A 15,731-nucleotide genomic window follows, 5' to 3' on the forward strand; every position below is an offset into this window, starting at 1 on the left:
ATTTGCGACAGTGTATAACCGGATGGGCTATCGACGCACGATCAGATAAACACCCACGGCGACCATGATGCCGGCTGGCCAGTGGCCCAGTTGGTTCAATGGCCCACCAATCGCCAGCATCACACCGCCCACCAGGTGCGCGGCGCCGAGCAGGCGCAGGAACCAGTCGTCCTTGCGCTTGCGCCACGGTGGCTCAGGGTCCTTGGCGTGGGGCTGGGACATGCGCTCCAGCAGGTCGCGGGTCATGTTGGCCAGGTGCGGCAGCTGTTCGAACTGGCTGTGCAGGTTGCCCAGCATGGTTTTGGGGCTCATGCGCTCGCGCATCCAGCGCTCCAGGAAGGGTTGCGCGGTGTTCCACAAGTCGAGGTCCGGGTACAGCTGGCGGCCCAGGCCTTCGATGTTCAGCAGGGTCTTCTGCAACAACACCAACTGCGGCTGTACTTCCATATTGAAACGCCGCGCGGTCTGGAACAGACGCATCAGTACCTGACCGAAGGAAATATCTTTTAACGGTTTTTCAAAGATCGGCTCGCAGACGGTACGGATCGCCGCTTCGAATTCGTTGAGCTTGGTTTCCGCCGGCACCCAACCCGAATCAATGTGCAGCTGCGCCACACGACGGTAGTCGCGCTTGAAGAAGGCAAACAGGTTGCGCGCCAGGTAATCCTGGTCTTCCGGGGTGAGGCTGCCGACGATGCCGCAGTCGATGGCGATGTACTGCGGGCTCCACGGGTTGACGGTGCTGACGAAGATGTTGCCCGGGTGCATGTCGGCGTGGAAGAAGCTGTCGCGGAACACTTGGGTGAAGAAGATTTCCACACCGCGCTCGGCCAGCATCTTCATGTCGGTGCGTTGGTCGGCCAGGGTCGCAAGGTCGGTGACCTGCACGCCGTAGATGCGCTCCATCACCAGCACTTTGGGCCGGCACCAGTCCCAATACACCTGCGGCACGTACAACAGTTGCGAGCCTTCGAAGTTGCGTCGCAATTGGCTGGCGTTGGCCGCTTCGCGCAGCAGGTCGAGTTCGTCGTAGATGGTTTTTTCGTAGTCGGCGACCACGTCCACCGGGTGCAGCAGGCGCGCATCGGCAGAGAAGCGTTCGGCCGCGCGGGCCAGGATGAACAGCCATGCCAGGTCCTGGCCGATGATCGGCTTGAGGCCTGGGCGAATGACTTTCACCACCACTTCTTCGCCGGTCTTGAGCTGCGCGGCGTGCACTTGCGCCACCGACGCTGAGGCCAGGGGCTCGACGTCGAAGCGGCTGAACACCTCGCTGATCTTCTGGCCCAGCTGTTCTTCGATCAGCGCCATCGATTGCTGCGAATCGAACGGCGGCACGCGGTCTTGCAGCAGCATCAGCTCGTCGGCGATGTCTTCGGGCAACAGGTCGCGGCGGGTGGAGAGGATCTGCCCGAACTTGATGAAGATCGGCCCCAAATCCTGCAACGCCAGGCGCAGGCTGGCGCCACGGCTCAACGGTGACGGTTTGCGCGGCAACCAGCGCCACGGCAGCACATAACGCACCGCTAGCAGGAACCATGGCAAAGGCAGGGCAAACAGCAGGTCATCGAGACGGTAGCGGATTACGACGCGCTGGATACGAAACAAACGGCGGACGGCGAGCAGCTTCATGCGTTATCGCTTGGATCAAGGGAACGGCTCAAGCGCTCGAAGCGGGCCTCGAGGCGTTCCAGGTCGATTTTGGCCTTGTCGAGCTCGCGAAAGCGCGCTTGCGCTTCCCGTTGCCCGACCAGGGTGCGCGATTCTTCGCTCAGGTATTCGGCAAGGTTCTGGTTGAGGCTGGCGAACCCTTGCTGGTACCAGCGCGAGCGGCTGCGCAGGTGCCCGCTGATCAACTGGGTGGCGACGGGGCCAATCCAGCGCGACAGTTCGTATTCCCAGTCCAGCTCCAGGTCTTGCAGCACGGCGGCCAGGTCCATCAGCACCGCACTGTCGCCTTCCAGTTCCACCTCGGGGCCGTGGAGGATGGCGGTCTTGTTGCGGCTCAGTGCCAGGTGCAACAGGCTTGAGGCTGGCGCACGCAGAGTGCAATCGGCCTCAGCGGCCCATTGAGTGGCGAGCAGCAGGCCTTCATCGCTGGGCAGGATAAACAGCTGCAAGGCGGGGCTACGGCAGTCGACGGCAATGACTTTGCCGGTCAGGTGCGCGAGCCGCGCCAGGGCGGTGCTGTCCAGGCGCAGTACACGGTTGAGGCCGTGCTCGACGCTGGCGAGAAGACCTTGCAGCAGCATCAGGGCTTGATGCCGCGGTGCAGGGCGACGATGCCGGACGTCATGTTGTGGTAGGTCACGCGGTCGAAACCGGCCTCCACCATCATCGACTTCAGGGTTTCCTGGTCCGGGTGCATGCGGATCGACTCGGCCAGGTAGCGGTAGCTCTCGGCGTCGTTGGTGATCAGCTTGCCCATCAGTGGCATGAAGGCGAACGAATAGGTGTCGTAGACCTTGGACATCAGCGCGTTGGTCGGCTTGGAGAATTCCAGCACCAGCAGGCGGCCACCCGGCTTGAGTACGCGCAGCATCGAGCGGATCGCGTCTTCCTTGTGAGTCACGTTACGCAGGCCGAACGCGATGGTCACGCAGTCGAAATGGTTGTCGGGGAAGGGCAGCTTCTCGGCATCGGCCTGAACGAACTCGATATTGCCGGCCACGCCTTTGTCGAGCAGGCGGTCGCGGCCAACCTTGAGCATCGAACCGTTGATATCGGCCAATACCACCTGGCCGGTGGGGCCAACCAGCTTGGAGAACTTGGCCGCCAAATCGCCCGTGCCACCGGCGATGTCCAGCACCCGGTTGCCGGTGCGTGCGCCCGACAACTCGATGGTGAAGCGCTTCCACAGGCGGTGCATGCCGCCGGAGAGCACATCGTTCATCAGGTCGTACTTGGCCGCCACGGAGTGGAACACCTCAGCGACTTTTTCCGCTTTCTGGCTTTCCGGGACGTTCTTGAAGCCGAAGTGAGTGGTGGGTTCGGCATCGCTGCCTTTGCGCTGATCAGTCATATCGCTGTCACCAAAAGAGAATGCGGGACATGATAATCCCCAAGGCCTACTTTGTCTTGGCAAGGCTGCAGGTAAGATAGGCGCTCATCGAGACCTTTTGCCGCATGGCGGGTGTTCTGAGTCGTTATATAGAGGAGTCATTGCAATGGCCCGTATTACCGTTGAGCGTGAACATACCCTGGGAAAAGAACAGGCGCGGGCCAAGGCTGAGCAATTGGCGCGCAAACTCGAGGATAAATATGGGGTGGAGTCTTCATGGGCTGGCGACACCCTGAAGCTCAAGCGCTCCGGGGTTAAAGGCACGGTTGCGGTGGCCGACAACTCACTGCGCATCGATGTCGAACTCGGCCTGTTGATGTCGGCCATGAGTGGCACGATAAAGTCCGAAATCGAAAAGGCCTTGGATAAAGCGTTGGCCTGACCTGGCTGCTCTTAGGGTGCCGATTCTAATTTTAAACCCTACTTTGTGCCCAAGCCCTCAACTCCTGCGGGCCGTCCTCCCCCCCTTTTTGTGTGAGGTGCACCATGGCCAAAGTTATTTTGAAGAAAAAAATCGACGTTCAAACCACTCCCCTGAGTGAGGTTAAAAGCTATGCCCGCAAGATCTGGCTGGCGGGTCTTGGTGCCTATGCGAAGGTCGGCAGTGAGGGCAGCGAGTACTTCAAAGAGCTGGTTAAGAGCGGCCAACATGTTGAAAGTAAAGGTAAAAAAGTTGTAGTTGAACAACTTGATGCCGCCAACAGTCAGATTGACCAGGTAAAGAGTAATGTCTCCGGCGTCAGGAGCCTGGTTGAAGTTCAGCTGGATAAAGTTGAAAAAGCTTTTGACACGCGTGTTGCAAGTGCCTTGAATCGAATCGGCATTGCGTCTAAACATGACGTGGAGACACTCTCTGCTAAGCTCGAAGAGCTGACGGCATTGCTCGAACGTGTCGCGCGTAAACACTAAGGAGACATCGGGATGGCTGTTAAAAAGACTACTCAGAAAGAAGGCAGCTCGTGGGTCGGGGAAGTTGAAAAATATTCCCGCAAAATCTGGCTTGCTGGTTTAGGCGTGTACTCGAAGGTTAGCAGTGACGGCGGTAAATACTTCGAGACTCTGGTCAAGGACGGCGAGAAAGCCGAGAAGTTGACCAAGAGTACAGTGGGGAAAAAAGTTGATGCGGCCAAGGCAACGGCCGGTTCCGCCAAGTCGAGCATTTCTGACACGTGGGGCAAGTTGGAAGAAACCTTCGACAAGCGCCTCAACAGTGCTATTTCGCGACTGGGCGTGCCTAGCAAGGCTGAGTTGAAGACGTTGCACAGCAAGGTCGATACCTTGACCAGGCAAATCGAAAAACTCACTGGCGCCAAAGCGGCTCCAGCCAAGACTGCCGCGGCAAAACCTGCGGCAAAACCAGCGGCCAAAACTGCAGCTGCAAAACCAGCAGCCAAAGCCGCTGCCAAGCCTCTGGTTAAAGCTGCCGCTAAACCGGCTGCAAAATCTGCGGCCAAGGCGCCAGCCAAAGCCGCGACGAAACCTGCGGCCAAGCCAGCGGCCAAAACAGCTGCTGCCAAACCGGCCAGCAAACCTGCCGCCAAGCCAGCGGCTGCTAAAGCAGCAGCGAAACCTGCGGCTAAACCGGCTGCTGCCAAATCCGCTGCCAAGCCAGCTTCCGCCAAACCCGCTGCCAAGCCAGCTGCGGCAAAATCCGTCGCGAAACCAGCAGCAGCCAAACCGGCGGTAAAACCTGCGGTGGCCAAAAAACCTGCCGCGGTGAAAAAGCCAGCAGCGCCAAAGCCTGCCGTGGCGGCCAAGCCGGCTCCGACTGCTTCTGCAGCCAATTCGGTGTCCGCGCCGTCGCCCACCGCTGCTACCCCGACTGCAACGCCGGTAACCCCGACGCCATCCAGTCAGTCCTGATTTTTGCGGGACCAGAAAATGCCCGGCCTATAAAGGTCGGGCATTTTTTATGGGCCACAGCAATCAGGCGTCGCGGGCGCTACACCAAGCCCATCAGTTATAAGTGATCGAAACGGTGACGGCACTGGCCAGCGTGCCGTGGGAAATCACCGCGCCGGTTTTGTGGTAAGCCGCTTTGAGCGCCAGTACCGCCTTGCTGCTGCTCGTTGCAACCGTACGGCTACGCTGGGCCTCAGTACCGTTGGCGGGGATGATGCCTGCGCTGGCCAGCCAAAGAGCGGTGCCGCCCGAAGTTCCCGTATTGGCAAAGAGCTCTGCGTTGCCGGCGGAGGGTGTGCCAGCGAATTGAAAGATCACGTTCTTGACGTCAGAGTCGCAGTCAGCGGCAAGCTCGAAATCGTGTTCTCCAGCGGAGTCGGCACTATCGAAGTCCGACACTTTGACGGGCGGTAGAGTGATGGTGCGGTTTACATCGCCGGCGATCAGGTTGCACGTGCCCGCGTTGACCACGCCTTGGAAGGTCAGGGTGCCGGTGGTAGCAGCGAAGGCGACAGGAGCGCCCAGGCTGGCCGTGAACGCCAATAGCAGGGGCAGTATTGAGAGACGCATCGTTAATCCTCAGGGTTTCAGTTGTAGGTGATGTTGACGGTAGCGGTACTGATCAGCGTGCCTTGGCCGACCGTGCCGCTTTTGTGGTACGCAGCGCCGAGTGGCAGTACCGCGCGATTGCCGCTCACAACCAGCGTGCGTTCGTTGTCGCTGCCATTGGCAGGGATCGTTTGATTCGTTCCGTTGATACGTGAATACAGCCACAGCGCCACGCCTCCAGCGGTGCCTGTATTGGCGAAGAGCAGGTCATTTTCAGGCGAGGGCGGGCCGGAAAAACGAAAGGTGACGTTGGCGGCATCGCTGCAATTGGCCGTCAGCTCAAAGTTGTGTGCGCCAGCGTAGGGGCTGCTGTTGAAAGCACTGACCTGCACCGGGTCGAGGGCGATGGAGCGGTTGACGTCGCCTGCTTCAAGGTTGCAGGTAGCAACAGGGCTTACGAACCTGACCGAGTTGTTGAGGTTGAGCTCAAAGCGGCCCAGGCGCTGGCCTATACGGGTCATCATTGTGTATTTGTAGATGCTTCCCGCCGGCACTACCCCTCCGGTCACCGGGCCGGTTTTGTAGAAGATCGCCTCGGCATTGGTGAAGATGGGATGGCGTCCAGTGGGCAGCTGATTGGTAATATTTTCAAGCGCGTAGAAGTTGGTCACTCCTCGGGCATCGGTAATTTTTATGCGGATGCCGATGCCAGGAGCCTCAGTGGAATAGATCAGGCTTGGCAATAGTTGCGGGTACCTGCGGGAGGTGACCTGTCTGAGGGTCAAGCTGTGGCAATTGAAGAAACGGCCGGGAACCACTCCACTGAATGGCTGCTGGGTGATGATGCTGCCATCGGGCAGGTTGGCCGGTACCGTAATAGTGGCCGGAAGGGAAAGGCCGTGCTCGGAGTCCATATAGCTATCGCACTCCGCCTGGGCCGCGATGGGCAGGCCAAGCACCAGCAGGGTCAAGAGGCGCGAGATCGACGGCTTCATTGTGAACTCCGTATTGTCATGGGGCTTTTGGCGGTAGGCGCTTGCGGCGCATGCTGGCAGGCACCTGCGTTCAGGTGACGCAAGCGGTTGGTGCTCTCGGCAGTGAAACCTGTGCTCACGTCATAGCGCAGCGTGCACAGGGTCGTGGCGTCCGGGCCCCACTTGACCGTCAACTGCCCCTGCCCGCGTGACACACGCGCAAAGGCTTTGCCACCCTGGCCAACGATCCCGACGCTGGCGCCGCTTTCATCGAACACATCCGCGCCGAACGGCAATGGCGTGCCATCCTCCCGCAGCGCCGTGATCAACATGGCCTGCCCGCTGACGGTCTCGAATTGCAACTGCACCACCGAGCCGGCTCGTGGCGCGACGTTCTGAGCGGCGGTCTTGAGCTCGACATCCGTGGACAGATCCTTGGGGTCCAACTCGACCACGTTCTGGCGGTAAGGCGTGAGATTCGGCACCACGGCGAAGCCGCTTTTGCCGATCTGCGCGCTGTGGTTGCCATTGATCCGTGCGCCGAGGGCGTCGGGAGCCTGGACGATGCCGATGGTGTCGCCCAACTCTGGGGCGAAGGTCACACCGCCACGGTGGGCGACGATGCCACCGGTCATGCCCAGGGAGGTCGATTGGTACGCGTTGCTTTGGCCGTAGCTTGCCGACAGCACGCCTTGAGAGGTCTGGTATTTCATGTCGGCGCTAGTGGCATAGCCGCTGCCTTGAGCACGGCTGCTGCTCAGGCCGTAGCTCAATTCATTGCGCCCGCCAAGCGTACCGCCCAGGCTCAGGCGCTCGCCGCTGCTTTGATCGCCACGGTAGACGGTGGTGGTCAGTGTGGGCGAGCGTGCGCCGCTGCCCAGTGGCAGGCTGACGGTAAAGTCCAATTGCTTGTCGACGCGTTCGCTCAGCAAGTCCCGGGTGCGCTGCGCGCTGACGGTGTAATGCAAACCCTTCCACGTACTGCTGTAGCCGGCGGTAAACGTCAGGTTGCCATTGTTGCGGTTCCAATAGTTTTGCGAGGAGCCGGTCAGGTACACCGAGCCGTCGCCGACGCTTTGGTTGAGGCTGATGTCCATTCGGTCACGCAGGCGCGAAACGGTGTCGAGCTTGAGCCCGTCCAGCGCAAGGTCGCGGATGTGTGCTGCGTCGCTCACGCTCAAGAAGCCTTCGGTGGAGTAGCGGTAGGCGCCCAGCGCGAAGTGGGTGCCCGTATTCGCGAAGTTCTTGCTGTAGCGCAGCTGTACGCTTTGACCCGCGCGTGAACCATGCCCTGGCAGATGCGCGTTCGACTGGGTCAAGTCCAGAGAAAGTGCGCCCAACGGTGTGTTGAACGCGGCCCCCAGCAACTGTGAACGGTAATCCTCACCCATCACGGCACCGGTATAACCGGTCAGCAGATTACTCAGGCCATGCTGGTAAGTCGCTTGCATCAGCCTGGGCGGGTGGTGCAGGCCGACTTCATCGAGCAGGCCGGCACTCAGCGAATAGCGGCTGTAGCCGGGGCGCAGCAGGTTGGCGTTGGCGGCAAACGGTACGATGAACTCACGGGTACGACCGTCGGCTTCGGTGACGGTGACATTCAGGTCGCCGCCGTAACCGGTGGGGAACAGGTCCTTGAGCACGAACGGGCCGGGCGCGACGGAGACTTCATCCAGCAACACACCGCGTTGGCGCACAGTGACCCGTGCGTTGGTCTCGGCAACCCCGCGCACTACCGGGGCAAAGCCGGTCAGTGAATCGGGCAGCATCCGGTCATCGGAAGACAGGCTGGCGCCGCGCAGACGCACGCTGTCGAACAGTTCGCCGGGGGTATAGAGTTCGCCAAGCACCAGTTGGGACTTCAAGGCACTCAAATCCCGCTGCACATAGGTGGCGCTGCTTTGGTACCCCGAGACGGTATGGGTGCGGCTGTAGCTGCCGTTGTGGCGCCAGTGCCAGTCCCCCAGGTTGAGGCCGGTGTTCAGGCCGAGGTAGCTGGAGCCCTGGGTGCGCCCGCCGGTCCGCGTGGTGAAGGTATTGGTGTTGTAACGCACGAACGCGGCATCCACGCCGCCATCCCAGTGTTGCGGGTCGACGTAGCCGCGTGGCTGGCGCGCCAGGTATATCTGTGGAACTTGCAGGTCGAGGCGACTTTCACCCGAATCGAACTGGCTGCTGGCGCCGGGCAGGTAGCTGGCGATGTCGGCACAGCTGGAAAGGGCTGCTGCCTCGACGCTATCGACGATAACGCCAAACCTGAGCAGCGCCTGGGGCTCCAGGCACAGCTGGGCGGTGTCATGGCCCGCGATCTTGGAAAAGGACAGGGTTTCACGCCCGATCCACTGGCCGTTAAGGTGCACATCGGCGCGATAGCTGCCAGGCAGGACGACGTTGCCTTGGTTGAACTTGGCGATATCGACCTGCAAGCCCGCCTTGCCACCCGGAAAGAAAGCCGGATTGAATTCGACCTGTTCGGCACTCTGGGCGCTGACGGCTTGAGCGCCGCTGATCAACAGCAGGCTATGCAGGGTCCGCTTGAAGCGATGACGTGCTTTTACGCCGGTTGGCGTGTTGAAACTCATGTTCAGCATTCTCGAAAAACAGGTGTCGGTCGACTGTCGGCATAGGGCGTCCCTACCCGCGTCAGTGGGCATCGACATGAAAAAGTAGGGGCGTGGTAGCGCCAGTCAGGGCGCCCTACGCTGGAAGGTCTGTTCTGGGGGCTGTCATGGCGGGGCCTTGGCGCTATGGACGGCCTTCACGCCATAGTCATCGAGTGTCTGGAACTCTACGGTCGCCTCGGTATTGGCCGATGCTTTGAGCGTGGGCAGCTCAAAGCGCAGGCGGCCGCCGGGTAGTACCATGTTTTCACTGCCCGACGACGCGGTTTTACGCGCATGTCGTTGCCCGGACTCCAGCACCTCGACGGCTTCAAAGGTCACGTGATAGGGCGTCGGGTTGAAGACTTCCAGGCCCTGGCCCTGTGCGCTTGAGATGCGTCGCCATTGCAGTTTTCCGGGTGCCGTTTCGACTCCGTAGAGCAGGTTATGCGGACGGAAGAACAGTTTGATCCGCGAGCGAAACGCCAGCTGCAGTTGGTTGCCCTGTTGCGCATTTGGAGATTGCGCAGGCACTTCCAGCAAGTTGAACCAGAACAGGCTTTCCTGTGCGGTCGGCAAGGATTCGCCGGTATAGGCCACGCGCACCACCTGTTGCTTGCCCGGTTCCATACGGAAGATGGGCGGGGTCACCACAAAAGGAATGCCGCCCACCTGTGGCGTCGACTGCTCATCGCCATTATCCAGCCAGGTCTGGACCAATACCGGTGCCTGGTTCTTGCTCTCCAGCCTGACGGTGACCTCTTTGTCGTTCTGCGGATAAACCACGCGCGTGCTGTTGATGATCACGCTCGCCTGCAGCGCCGTTGCGCCCACCAGCGTGCAGGTCAGCAAGGTGGTCTGCGCAAAAATCGAAAATACATTCATGGTGGTTTATCCCGTGCAGCCAGGCAGCGCTGCCGAATGCCGTACGCGGGCACCGAAATCGCTGACGCTGGTGAACTCAACCTTGGCCGGGGTACGCGGACATTCGCGCAACAGCGGCAACGCAAAGCGTTTTACATCGCCGGCCGGCAGCAGCAGGCTGTCGTTGGCGCTCTGGTTCGGCGCTTTGGCAAAACGCTGGCCGGCGCTGAGCAGTTCGATAGAGGCAAGCGAGACGTGATAGGGCGTCGGGTTAGTGGCTTGCAGGGCGTAGCCGCGATCGTGGGCGATCAGTTTCCATTGCAGTTTCGAGGCTGCGTTTGCCACCGGATAAGGCAACGCTTGCGGGCGCAGGAATACGCGCAAGCGGGTGCGAAATGCCAATTCGATCTGGTTATTCTCGTCACCCTTTGCGGCACTCGGCGGCACTTCCAGTACGTTGAGCCAAAACAGGCTTTCACGATCGGCAGGCAAAGGCTCGCCCGAGTAGCGCAGGCGCAACGCCTGTTGCTGGTGCGGCTCAATGCGGAAGATTGGGGGGGACGTACTCAGCGGCGCTTTTGCAGTGGCGGCTGTTGAGTATCGGTCGCCGTCGTCCAGCCAGGTTTGCACCAATGCCGGGCGATTGCCCTTGTTTTCCAGGCGTACGATCACTTCCTGCCGTTCGGCAGGGTAGATCACCCGTGTGCCGTGGATGATGACGCCTGCCTCGGCGGCAAGTATGAACAGCAGCATTGCACCAGACACACCGGCGACAAATGTAAGACGGGCCTTCGTTTTCATCGTCTGGTCTCTTTACCCAGGGAGGAGCCCGCCTTCGCAGGCTCGCTCGCGCTTTACTCGGCGTACTCGATCATGAACCCGACCCGGGTGTTGACCTTGCCTTCGGTGGCCGGGCCGCTGGCGTACAGTTGTGCAGCCAATGGGATGGTTGCCTGGTTATCGGCGATCACCACGCCTTCGGATTTTTCGGTGTACACGTTGATCGGCGTGCCGCTGCGGCTGGTGACCTCCACCTGGACGTTTTTGGCGTTGGTGGTATCCGATGGATCGTCGTAACCATCAATGTTCAAGCGCCCAGTGGCCACGTCGATGGCCGGGCTGGTCGGATCGAAGGCAACCATGGCGGTGCGTCCGTTGGTGCAACTGCCCTCACCCGGTGCGCCGATGCGAATGGTGAAGCCGGTCAGGTTGGCACGGCTGCCTGCCGTGGCCAGGCGTGCAGCAGAGACGCCACCCAGGTTCACGTCCTTGACCACAGCCCCCGTGCCCGGAGCCGCGCCTTCGACGGTGCAGGTCACGTCGGTCACCAGTCCACTGAAGTTGATCACGCCGTCCGCGGCGTACACCGATGACGTCATCGTGGCGCTCAAGGCCAGGGCGGTTGCAACGGCAGGTAAAACGTTGGCTTTCATTCTGTTTTCGATCTCGAGTTATTGAAGTTATCCGCCGCAGGTTTAAGCGCAGTGCCTGAGGTTCTTGTCGAATTTTTTTCATGGGGCGGGCTGGCATAATTTGTATCTAAAAGTGAATGCGCTCTATAGCGAAGTCTCGAGTTTTGGTTCGTGATTGTTCGAAAGCGTTTTGTTTTGTTTAGTTTTTTCGTATGGATTTTTGGTTGGGTAAAGTTTCCTCAGTTGTTTCTGTAGGAAGTTGCCGTAAGTAAATGTAGTACTGTTGTGTCTGCTTATTGAACCCTGCATAAGGCTGGTCTATAGCGTGCAGTACTGCATTGATTTATGCGGGGCTCGTTATGACAACTTCACCATTGGCCATCTGTACCGTCATGCTGCTGGATGACCACGAGATGGTTCGCCAAGGTATCGCACTGGGATTGAATGCCGAGGCCGACATTCAGGTGACCGGCTCCTACGGTACGGGCCGGCAACTGCTGGAGGCGCTGGCCCGTCAGCGGGTCGATGTGGTCGTCATGGACTTCGTGCTGGCGCCGTCAGACATCGACGGCCTCAGTCTGCTCCAGACGCTGGGCAGGCGTTTCAGCCAGTGCCGGGCATTGATCGTTTCCTCGGATTATTCGCCTGCGACAGTCTCGCTGGCGCTCAAGGCTGGATGTTGGGGCATTCTGGGTAAGACTCAGAATCTGACCGAGCTGATCACGGCTATCCGAACTGTCGCTCAAGGGCGGCTTTATATACAACCTTGTATGTTGGCGACATTACAGGGCAAACACTCTGCGTTTGATCTCGTCACCGTGAAGTCGACGGTCAATGTTTCAGCGACGCTGTCATTGACTTCCGGGCTCACACCCAAAGAGCGCGAAGTGTTGCGCTGTTTTCTCGATGGCATGTCAGTCAGTTCGATTGCGGCAAAGTTCTCCCGCAGTGCAAGTACTATCAGTACGCAGAAACAATCGGCTTATCGGAAGTTGGGCGTGCGCAATGACAGTGAACTTTTCAAATTCATTCAGCAATTCGGCGGGCCTGAGTAAGCACCGGTCAAAGCGGATCATCCAGGTAGCGCAAGGCCCAGCGTTCGGTGGCCTGGCGTGCAGGTGACAGCAGGTGCGGCGCTACCAGCATCATGACCTGGTACACCACCACTCGTACCTCGCCTTCACGGTCTAGTACGCGTTGGTAATCGAGGGAGAACAGCAGAGTCATGGTGATCTGTTCCACCAACTGCCCCAGTGCCTGGGTGTCACTGACCAGTTGCCCCGCAGCCTTCAACCGCGCCAACAAGGAGGCCAGGGTACGTTTGAGCGCGGTAAGCAGATTGCGGATCCCCTTGGCCAGCTTCGGCAGGCGCCCGGCCAGGTTCGACAGGTCCTGGAAGAGGAAGCGATAGTGGGCCATGCGCTCGACAATCAGGTGCAAAAACAGCCAGTAGTCCTCAGCCTCCAGTTGCGCATCGGCAGGCGGGTCGAGCAGCGGCGCCAGCTCGCATTGAAAGCGCTCGAACAGCCCCAGTACCAACGGCTCCTTGCCATGGAAGTGGTAGTAGAGGTTACCGGGGCTGATCCCCATTTCATTGGCCACCTCCATGGTCGACACGTTCGGTTCGCCCTTGTGGTTGAACAACTGCAAGGCACATTCAAGGATACGGTCGCGGGTCTTCATCCAGTCTTCTTAATGTGATGTTTGAGCTCATCGCACGCGCACGTAAGTGCCCGGCGCCGCTTCCATCGGTGGGTAATTCTGGTTGCCCAGAGCGGTGAGGGTTTCGCGTTGTACACCGGAGCGTTTTTGCACCCACTCCAGCCACTGCGGCCACCAACTGCCTTCGACGTGCTGGGCGTCGTAATACCAGGCGCGCGGGTCGCTGCTCAGCTTGAGGTTCTCGACGTAGTTGGCCTTGGGGTTACCCGGTGGGTTGAGGATGCTCTGGATATGCCCGCTGTTGGACAGCACGAAGCGCCGCTCGCCACCCAGCAGTTGCGTGGAGCGGTACACCGCGTCCCACGGCGTGATGTGATCGTTGATGCCGGCCACGCTGAAGCTGTCCACCGCGACCTTGCGCAAGTCGATGGGCGTGCCGCATACCTCCAGGCCGCCAGGGTGGCTCAGGGGGTTGTGCTTGAAGAAATCCAGCAGGTCGCCGTGCAAGGCGGCGGGCAGGCGCGTGTTGTCGTTGTTCCAGTACAGGATGTCGAACGCCGGCGGTTCCTTGCCCAGCAGGTAATTGTTGATCCAGTAATTCCAGATCAAGTCGTTGGGGCGCATCCAGGCAAACACCTTGGCCATGTCGCGGCCATCCAGCACGCCTTGCTGGTAGGAGCGGCGCTTGGCGGCCTCCAGGGTTTGTTCGTCGGCGAATAGGGTTGCGGGGCTATCGATCTGGCTGTCGAGCAGGCTTACCAGGTAACTGGCGCTGGAGATGCGCCGCAACTGGCGCTTGGCTTGCAGGTGGCCTTGCAGCGCGGCGATGGTCAGGCCCCCGGCGCAGGCGCCCATCAGGTTGACCTCGCGGGCGCCAGTGATGGCCCGGCACACGTTGAGCGCTTCTTCCAGCGCCGCCACGTAGGTGGACAGGCCCCATTCGCGATGCCGCACGTCCGGGTTACACCAGCTGACCATAAAGGTCTGCAGGCCGTTTTTGAGCGCGTATTGCACAAAGCTGTTGGCCGGGCTCAGGTCGAAAATGTAGTACTTGTTGATTTGCGGCGGCACCACCAGCAGTGGCTTGGCGTACTGTTTTTCGCTCATGGGCTTGTATTGGATCAGCTCCAGCAGCTCATTGCGAAACACCACCGAACCGGGGGTGGTCGCCACGGTCTTGCCCACTTCGAAAGCGTGCTTGCTGACCTGGCGCGGCAAACCGTTGTTGTGCAGCAGGTCTTCGAACAAATTACTCACGCCACGCACTACGCTGTTGCCGCCGGAGTTGAGCAACTCCTTGATCGCCAGCGGGTTGAGCAGGGTGTTGGAAGGGGACACGGCATCGTTGAGCAGGGCGAAGGCGAACTGCGCGCGGGCGCGATCATCGTCACTGAGGGCGCTGTCATCGATCCACTGCCGTGTCTGTTTTTGCCAGCTCAGATAGGCTTGCAAGCTGCGTCGGTACAGCGGGTTGAGCTTCCAGGTGGGGTCGCTGAAGCGATGGTCCCTGGGGTTGGGTTCGTGCACGGTCTCACCCAGCAGCACACGGCCCAGCTGGCCGCCCAGGGCCAGGGCGTGGCGAGCGGTGTGCACCGGGTTGCGCAGGCCGTGCGCGGCGACGGTACGCAGGGTCGACAGCAAGTCCCGGCCGCGCAGGCCGGTGATCGCATTTTGCGCGTTGATGAACGCAGCGGGGGTGGGCGCCGGGTTCGTCACGGGTCTTTCTCGCATGAGCCAACACTCCTTCGTCAAGTCATCAAGCAGGCACGCCAATCCAGAACCATAGTCGGTTCCTGGCAAGTTGCGCGGTGGTGTGGTCCTTCACACCGCCGGTCGCGGATGTATCACGGCACGCAGGCGCTCCTCCTCCAGAAACTTCATGATGATCGGCGCCACGGCTTCGGCCCGGGTGATCAGGAACAGGTGGCCGTCGTCGATGATGTGCAACTGCGCATTGGGGATGCGCCAGGCGAGCATGCGCATGTTGACCAGCGGGATCAGCGGGTCATCGTCCCCGGCCAGCACCAGGGTGGGCTGGCGGATCTTGTGCAGCCAGTGAATGCTGGTCCAGCCCAGCCCGGCAAACAGTTGCCAGTAGTAACCCAGCTTGCCGGCCGAGCGCACTTTGCTGGCGTGCTCGGCGGCCAGTTTGGAATCTCGGCGGAACGAGCCGCCATAAATCATCGGTGCAATGCGCACCACGTGGGACGGCTGGATATAACGCCTGGGGCTTGCCATCAGCCACAAGACCTTCGGTTTGCCCGGCACCATGAAGGCCCCGGCCGCGGTGGCCGCCAGGATCAATTTCTTGCAGCGCTCGGGGTAGTCATACGCAAATTGCTGGGCCAGCGCTCCGCCCCAGGACACGCCCACGGCATTCACTTGGCCGTAGTCGAGGTAATCGAGCATACGTGCGGTGAGCTTGGCCAGGCCGGGGAAGCGATAGGGTCGGTTCGGCGTCGAGGATCCGCCCACGCCGGGCACGTCGAAGGCGATCACTTCCAAGTCCGGGTCCAGGGCCTGGACGAACGGAAACACCAGCTCAAGGTTGGCGCCGATGCCGTTGAAGATTAGCAGCGGGGTCAAGTGCGGCTTGCCCGGGCGTACCGCCGTGCGGATGGTCTGGCCATCCAGGTCGATGGTACGGAAGATGAACGGTTGCGCCATGCTCAAGCCCTGTGAAGTGGTGCTATTGGTCTGTAGGAAC

16 protein-coding genes are annotated in these 15,731 nt (G+C 60.4%); 4 read left to right on the forward strand and 12 right to left on the reverse strand.

Annotation, left to right across the window (positions count from 1 at the left end):
- Nucleotides 1-27 precede the first annotated feature (27 nt).
- The 3 genes from ubiB to ubiE are packed head-to-tail and all read right to left on the reverse strand — an operon-like array spanning nt 28 to nt 3,022.
- Nucleotides 28-1,632: a ubiquinone biosynthesis regulatory protein kinase UbiB gene (gene ubiB / locus AB4P90_RS02825; protein WP_019820016.1), complete on the reverse strand. Its 1,605-nt coding sequence runs from the start codon at nt 1,630-1,632 to the stop codon at nt 28-30.
- The gene (locus AB4P90_RS02830) at nt 1,629-2,252 is read right to left on the reverse strand and encodes an SCP2 domain-containing protein (RefSeq protein WP_014716556.1); all 624 of its coding nucleotides are present in this window, start codon (nt 2,250-2,252) and stop codon (nt 1,629-1,631) included. The genes ubiB and AB4P90_RS02830 overlap by 4 nt, the downstream gene beginning before the upstream one ends.
- Nucleotides 2,252-3,022, reverse strand: coding sequence for a bifunctional demethylmenaquinone methyltransferase/2-methoxy-6-polyprenyl-1,4-benzoquinol methylase UbiE (gene ubiE / locus AB4P90_RS02835; protein ID WP_395605640.1), 771 nt, complete (start codon nt 3,020-3,022; stop codon nt 2,252-2,254). Before ubiE ends, AB4P90_RS02830 begins: the two co-directional genes overlap by 1 nt.
- A 145-nt stretch (nt 3,023-3,167) precedes the next feature.
- Between ubiE and AB4P90_RS02840 the strand changes: the two genes are divergently transcribed.
- The 3 genes from AB4P90_RS02840 (at nt 3,168) to AB4P90_RS02850 (ending at nt 4,924) form a co-directional block, all read left to right on the forward strand.
- Nucleotides 3,168-3,443 carry a polyhydroxyalkanoic acid system family protein gene (locus tag AB4P90_RS02840; protein WP_014716557.1) on the forward strand — a complete coding sequence of 92 codons (276 nt, stop codon included), beginning with the start codon at nt 3,168-3,170 and terminating at the stop codon, nt 3,441-3,443.
- 104 nt (nt 3,444-3,547) lie between these two features.
- Nucleotides 3,548-3,970: a phasin family protein gene (locus AB4P90_RS02845; protein WP_014716558.1), complete on the forward strand. Its 423-nt coding sequence runs from the start codon at nt 3,548-3,550 to the stop codon at nt 3,968-3,970.
- 12 nt (nt 3,971-3,982) lie between these two features.
- The gene (locus AB4P90_RS02850; protein WP_288855900.1) at nt 3,983-4,924 is read left to right on the forward strand and encodes a phasin family protein; all 942 of its coding nucleotides are present in this window, start codon (nt 3,983-3,985) and stop codon (nt 4,922-4,924) included.
- A 93-nt stretch (nt 4,925-5,017) separates the two neighbouring features.
- Here AB4P90_RS02850 and AB4P90_RS02855 read toward each other — a convergent pair whose 3' ends face one another.
- The 6 genes from AB4P90_RS02855 to AB4P90_RS02880 all read right to left on the reverse strand — a co-directional run bounded on the left by AB4P90_RS02855 (nt 5,018) and on the right by AB4P90_RS02880 (nt 11,383).
- A complete protein-coding gene (locus tag AB4P90_RS02855) occupies nt 5,018-5,533 on the reverse strand; it encodes a fimbrial protein (RefSeq protein WP_288855899.1) in 516 nt (171 codons plus the stop codon).
- 17 nt (nt 5,534-5,550) lie between these two features.
- On the reverse strand, nt 5,551-6,507 hold the full coding sequence (locus AB4P90_RS02860; RefSeq protein ID WP_014716561.1) for a fimbrial protein: 957 nt from the start codon (nt 6,505-6,507) through the stop codon (nt 5,551-5,553).
- The gene (locus tag AB4P90_RS02865; protein WP_395605641.1) at nt 6,504-9,068 is read right to left on the reverse strand and encodes a fimbria/pilus outer membrane usher protein; all 2,565 of its coding nucleotides are present in this window, start codon (nt 9,066-9,068) and stop codon (nt 6,504-6,506) included. Before AB4P90_RS02865 ends, AB4P90_RS02860 begins: the two co-directional genes overlap by 4 nt.
- Before the next feature lie 144 nt (nt 9,069-9,212).
- Nucleotides 9,213-9,971, reverse strand: coding sequence for a molecular chaperone (locus tag AB4P90_RS02870; RefSeq protein WP_020302376.1), 759 nt, complete (start codon nt 9,969-9,971; stop codon nt 9,213-9,215).
- 6 nt (nt 9,972-9,977) lie between these two features.
- Nucleotides 9,978-10,751 carry a molecular chaperone gene (locus tag AB4P90_RS02875; RefSeq protein ID WP_060767916.1) on the reverse strand — a complete coding sequence of 258 codons (774 nt, stop codon included), beginning with the start codon at nt 10,749-10,751 and terminating at the stop codon, nt 9,978-9,980.
- Nucleotides 10,752-10,804: 53 nt separating this feature from the next.
- The gene (locus tag AB4P90_RS02880) at nt 10,805-11,383 is read right to left on the reverse strand and encodes a fimbrial protein (RefSeq protein WP_014716565.1); all 579 of its coding nucleotides are present in this window, start codon (nt 11,381-11,383) and stop codon (nt 10,805-10,807) included.
- Between the two features lie 338 nt (nt 11,384-11,721).
- On the opposite strand from AB4P90_RS02880, the gene AB4P90_RS02885 reads away from it, so the two are divergent.
- Complete coding sequence (locus tag AB4P90_RS02885) at nt 11,722-12,417, forward strand: response regulator transcription factor (RefSeq protein ID WP_014716566.1); 696 nt, start codon at nt 11,722-11,724, stop codon at nt 12,415-12,417.
- A 7-nt stretch (nt 12,418-12,424) separates the two neighbouring features.
- Here the strand turns inward: AB4P90_RS02885 and AB4P90_RS02890 are convergent, their stop codons facing one another.
- The 3 genes from AB4P90_RS02890 to phaZ form a co-directional block, all read right to left on the reverse strand.
- Entirely contained in the window at nt 12,425-13,045 is a 621-nt protein-coding gene (locus tag AB4P90_RS02890; RefSeq protein ID WP_020302373.1) for a TetR/AcrR family transcriptional regulator, read from the reverse strand.
- A gap of 27 nt (nt 13,046-13,072) precedes the next feature.
- Nucleotides 13,073-14,755 (reverse strand): class II poly(R)-hydroxyalkanoic acid synthase, encoded by a 1,683-nt coding sequence (gene phaC / locus AB4P90_RS02895; protein WP_395605642.1) that lies wholly within the window; start codon nt 14,753-14,755, stop codon nt 13,073-13,075.
- Nucleotides 14,756-14,845: 90 nt separating this feature from the next.
- Complete coding sequence (phaZ, locus tag AB4P90_RS02900; RefSeq protein ID WP_019820034.1) at nt 14,846-15,691, reverse strand: poly(3-hydroxyalkanoate) depolymerase; 846 nt, start codon at nt 15,689-15,691, stop codon at nt 14,846-14,848.
- Between the last annotated feature and the right edge of the window lie 40 nt (nt 15,692-15,731).

The sequence above is a fragment of the Pseudomonas sp. B16120 genome (assembly GCF_044218845.1).
Classification (GTDB): domain Bacteria; phylum Pseudomonadota; class Gammaproteobacteria; order Pseudomonadales; family Pseudomonadaceae; genus Aquipseudomonas; species Aquipseudomonas paracarnis.